Raw genomic sequence first — 3,902 nt, 5'->3', positions numbered from 1 at the left:
AAGAGCTCAAAGCTCTTTTCTCAAATAGTAAATGAAAAATTTTATTTATCACTTTCAATGTCGCCTTTTACTACTAAAACTGAAACATTAGAATGGTTCAAAACCTTATTGGAAACTGAACCCAATAGTGTCCTTGAAAAAGCTCCTAGTCCTCTATTACCCATTACAATTAAATCCACATTTTGTTCTTCTGCAAATTTAGTAATCTGTTGTGAAGGATTTCCACTTGTATAAATAGTTTGAACCTCATATGGATAATCTGCCAGTTCTTTCTCCACATCAGATAATACATATTCAGCTCTTTCCGTATTTGCTTTTTCAATTTCTAAAGTATATGGAAAGTTTGAAGGATATTGTTCAATTATACTGGTTTCCGGTATAACTGTAAGTATTATCAATTTTGCATCAAATTTTTCACCTATTTTTTTCGCAGTAGCAACTGCCTTTTGAGAAATCTTTGAACCATCAATTGGAATTAATATTTTCATAAGTAACCTCCTTAAACTTTAATCTATATATACCCACTATTTTTCACAATCCACATTTGCAGAAAACTTTAAAAATCTTCTTTCACTAAGAATACGGATTTTTTTGTGTGGTTTAAAACCTTACTTGAAACTGAACCAAGCAATGTCCTTGAAAACACTCCCAGACCTCTATTGCCCATAACTATTAAGTCAACATCCTCCTTTTCTGCAAAGTCAATTATTTGCTCTGAAGGATCTCCACTTAATCCAAAGGTCATAACCTCCTTAGGGTAATCTAACAGTTTTTCTTCCGCTTTGGAAAGTATTTCCTGAACTCTCTTCCTTTCCTCCTTTTGAATTTCTACAATGTGAGGAAAGTTTGACTGATACTGTTTTAAGACGTAGGTCTGTGGCGTAACTGTTATTAAATAGAGCTGAGCATCATACTTTTCCCCAATATCTCGTGCAATATCTAAAGCTTTGTCAGCCATCTTTGAGCCGTCTATCGGAACTAAAATCTTCATAATATCCCCTTTAATTTCCAGTTGAAAACCTATAGCTATGAGTTTGATTTATTTAACATCACAAACATCGTTAATCTTCCAACTCATCTTTTACTATTAATACGGATTTCTTTGAATGATTTAATACTTTGTTGGATACAGAGCCAAGTAATGTTCTGGAAAATACTCCCAAACCTCTATTACCCATTATAATTAAATCCACATCTTCCTTATCGGCAAGGTCGATAATTTCAAGATAAGGTGAGCCCGATTTTGAAAAAGTTTCAATTTCATAAGGATAGTCCGAAAGAATTTCTTTCATTTCACTTAAAATCTCCTTTGACTTTTGAATTTCAAAGTCATAAAGAGCCTGTGAATGGTATTCTTTTGGTAAGTTCGCCTCATTCATAACATGAAGTAGTATTAACTTCGCACTGTTTTTTTCTCCAATGTCTTTAGCTCTTTCCACTATTTTTTTTGAAATCTTTGAACCGTCTACTGGTATTAATATTTTCATAATTTCTCTCCTTTAATAATTAGGATCACTCATAGCTACAAGCTTTCACTATATCTTAATCTTCTTCAATTTCAGTTTTTACTATTAAGACAGATTTATCTGAATGATTTAATACCTTGTTGGATACAGAGCCAAGTAATGTTCTGGAAAATACTCCGCGCCCTCTATTACCCATAACAATAAAATCTACATCTTCATCATCTGCCGCCTTAACAATTTCTCTATAAGGCGAACCCACTTTTAAAATTGTCTTTAATCCATACTTGTAATCGGAGTTCTCCTCTTTTAACTCTTCCATTTCCTTTTCCATCTCTTTAACTTCCGCATCAATGGCAATTGGATAGGAGTGTCTGTCCTTGTAGCCGATTTCATCAACCACCGTCATTAAAATCAATTCAGCTTCAAACTTTTCTCCAATATCCTTGGCATTATCAACTATCGCCTTTGTCATTTTTGAACAGTCTACGGGAACTAAAATTTTCATATTAACCTCCTTTACAATCTACAAACTATAATTATTATTTAATCATCAAAATCAGGCTTTACCAATAAAACCGATTTTTTAGAATGGTTTAAAACCTTATTGGAAACTGAACCCAACAATGTCCTTGAAAAAGCTCCAAGCCCTCTGTTACCCATAATTATTAAGTCCACATCTTCCTCTTCGGCAACCTTATCTATCTCCAAATATGGATTTCCCCTTTTTAATATAAATTTATATTCATAGGGATAATCTAAAATTTCCTCTTTTACTTCCGCTAAAATGGACTTGCCTCTTTTCTCCATAGAGCCATATAAGCCAGGAAGGAAATATCTATCACTCATAGTAGTTTCATCTATGACATGTAAAAAAATCAATTCCGCTTTATATTTTTCTCCAAAATCCTCTGCAACTTCAACTACTTCTCCACAGGCTTTCGAGCCATCCACTGGAATTAAAATTTTCAATATAAACCTCCTCTACACTTTAACAAACTCACATTTAAGCTTATTTTCAATCTTCAAAGTCTGATTTTATAATTAAAACAGATTTTTTAGAGTGATTTAATACCTTGCTGGAAACTGAACCTAAAAGCGTTCTTGAGAAAGCCCCAAGACCTCTGTTCCCCATTACTATTAAATCCACATTCTCTTCATCGCCAAGTTTAAGTATTTCATTATAAGGCATTCCAGCCTTAACAAATTTTCTTACTCCATATTGGTAATCCTTACATTCCGCTGCTACATCTTCTAAATCTTCTCTTGCCTTTTCTACTAAGACGTCATGATAGTCCGGATAGGTGTGACTGTATTTTAAGTTTAAATCATCTACTACTGTAAGTAATAATAGTTCAGCTTCAAATTTTTCTCCTAACTTTCTAGCTTCCTTTAATACTTTTATTCCTACTTTTGAGCCATCAATGGGCACTAAAAATTTCATAGAAAACCTCCTCGGTTTATAACTTAACTTCACATTACCTTAACTATTAAAACGGATTTTGAAGTATGGTTTAATACCTTATGGGAAACCGAACCAAGCATAGTTCTTGAAAAAGCTCCAAGACCTCTGTTGCCCATTACTATCAAATCCACATCTTCCTCTTCGGCAAGTTTAATTATCTCCTTATAGGGCGTTCCTTTTTTTATAAAAGTTTTTACACTATAGGGATAACCCAACTTGTTTTTAAAATCATTTAACATAAGCTGCAGCTCTTTTATACTGCTGTTAAAAGCTTTTGAATTAGTATGTACAAAATTTACGTCCATTTCATCAACGACGTTTAAAATATAAAGTTCGGAGTTATATTTTTCTCCTATTATCCTTGCTGTTTCAATTATCTCCTCACTTATACCGGAGCCGTCAACGGGAATTAATATTTTCATATTTTTCATTCTTCACATTCCTACAACAAATCTTCTTCATCATCGTCTTCTAAATCCATTTTTATAATTAAAACAGATTTTTTAAACTTATTTAGAACTTTGTTGGAAACTGAACCTAACAACGTTCTTGAAAATGCTCCAAGACCTCTGTTGCCCATTACTATTAAGTCCACATCTTCCTCTTCGGCAACCCTTAAAATATCTTTATAGGGGACTCCCGTCTCTAAAAGGGTTTCAATACCGTACTTATAGCTACTATACTCCTTCTTTAACTCTTCCAACATATTTTCAGTATTGGATTTCATAGTCTCATATAAAATTGGAAAAGTGTGATTATACCTTAAGTTTGATTCGTCTATTACAGTCAGAAGTATTAGTTTCGCCTCAAATTCACTTCCCAGCTCCACCGCTTTTTCAACTATCTTGTTTGTAATCTTAGATCCATCTACAGGTATTAATATTTTCATTAATCACTCCTCCTTATTATTTTTTATATACCCGCTTTAAAGGTCTTCTATTCCAAAATAAAAAGATTGAGACCAATATCTCAAT

At 33.0% G+C, this 3,902-nt stretch carries 8 protein-coding genes; all 8 read right to left on the bottom strand.

What is annotated here, in order from left to right:
- Window positions 1-41 precede the first annotated feature (41 nt).
- Window positions 42-488 (bottom strand): universal stress protein, encoded by a 447-nt coding sequence (locus tag EF514_RS10615; RefSeq protein WP_127725425.1) that lies wholly within the window; start codon window positions 486-488, stop codon window positions 42-44.
- Between the two features lie 68 nt (window positions 489-556).
- A complete protein-coding gene (locus tag EF514_RS10610; RefSeq protein WP_127725424.1) occupies window positions 557-991 on the bottom strand; it encodes a universal stress protein in 435 nt (144 codons plus the stop codon).
- A 70-nt stretch (window positions 992-1,061) separates the two neighbouring features.
- A complete protein-coding gene (locus tag EF514_RS10605; protein WP_127725423.1) occupies window positions 1,062-1,487 on the bottom strand; it encodes a universal stress protein in 426 nt (141 codons plus the stop codon).
- 55 nt (window positions 1,488-1,542) lie between these two features.
- Complete coding sequence (locus EF514_RS10600; protein ID WP_127725422.1) at window positions 1,543-1,971, bottom strand: universal stress protein; 429 nt, start codon at window positions 1,969-1,971, stop codon at window positions 1,543-1,545.
- Window positions 1,972-2,009: 38 nt separating this feature from the next.
- Entirely contained in the window at window positions 2,010-2,435 is a 426-nt protein-coding gene (locus EF514_RS10595) for a universal stress protein (RefSeq protein ID WP_127725421.1), read from the bottom strand.
- A 46-nt stretch (window positions 2,436-2,481) separates the two neighbouring features.
- Window positions 2,482-2,907, bottom strand: a complete 426-nt coding sequence (locus EF514_RS10590; protein WP_127725420.1) for a universal stress protein — start codon at window positions 2,905-2,907, stop codon at window positions 2,482-2,484.
- Window positions 2,908-2,936: 29 nt separating this feature from the next.
- On the bottom strand, window positions 2,937-3,359 hold the full coding sequence (locus EF514_RS10585) for a universal stress protein (RefSeq protein ID WP_240649058.1): 423 nt from the start codon (window positions 3,357-3,359) through the stop codon (window positions 2,937-2,939).
- 11 nt (window positions 3,360-3,370) lie between these two features.
- Window positions 3,371-3,817 (bottom strand): universal stress protein, encoded by a 447-nt coding sequence (locus EF514_RS10580; protein WP_127725419.1) that lies wholly within the window; start codon window positions 3,815-3,817, stop codon window positions 3,371-3,373.
- Window positions 3,818-3,902: the final 85 nt, after the last annotated feature.

Source organism: Anaerosphaera multitolerans (assembly GCF_004006535.1).
In the GTDB taxonomy this organism is placed as follows: Bacteria; Bacillota; Clostridia; order Tissierellales; family Peptoniphilaceae; genus Anaerosphaera; species Anaerosphaera multitolerans.
This window is presented reverse-complemented; position numbering and strand designations above follow the sequence as displayed.

What these genes read in the sequence shown, in the direction of transcription:
- EF514_RS10600 (WP_127725422.1), bottom strand. Translation starts at nt 1,971, where the DNA reads ATGAAAATTTTAGTTCCCGTAGACTGTTCAAAAATGACAAAGGCGATA.
- EF514_RS10590 (WP_127725420.1), bottom strand. Translation starts at nt 2,907, where the DNA reads ATGAAATTTTTAGTGCCCATTGATGGCTCAAAAGTAGGAATAAAAGTA.
- EF514_RS10610 (WP_127725424.1), bottom strand. Translation starts at nt 991, where the DNA reads ATGAAGATTTTAGTTCCGATAGACGGCTCAAAGATGGCTGACAAAGCT.
- EF514_RS10605 (WP_127725423.1), bottom strand. Translation starts at nt 1,487, where the DNA reads ATGAAAATATTAATACCAGTAGACGGTTCAAAGATTTCAAAAAAAATA.
- EF514_RS10580 (WP_127725419.1), bottom strand. Translation starts at nt 3,817, where the DNA reads ATGAAAATATTAATACCTGTAGATGGATCTAAGATTACAAACAAGATA.
- EF514_RS10585 (WP_240649058.1), bottom strand. Translation starts at nt 3,359, where the DNA reads ATGAAAAATATGAAAATATTAATTCCCGTTGACGGCTCCGGTATAAGT.
- EF514_RS10615 (WP_127725425.1), bottom strand. Translation starts at nt 488, where the DNA reads ATGAAAATATTAATTCCAATTGATGGTTCAAAGATTTCTCAAAAGGCA.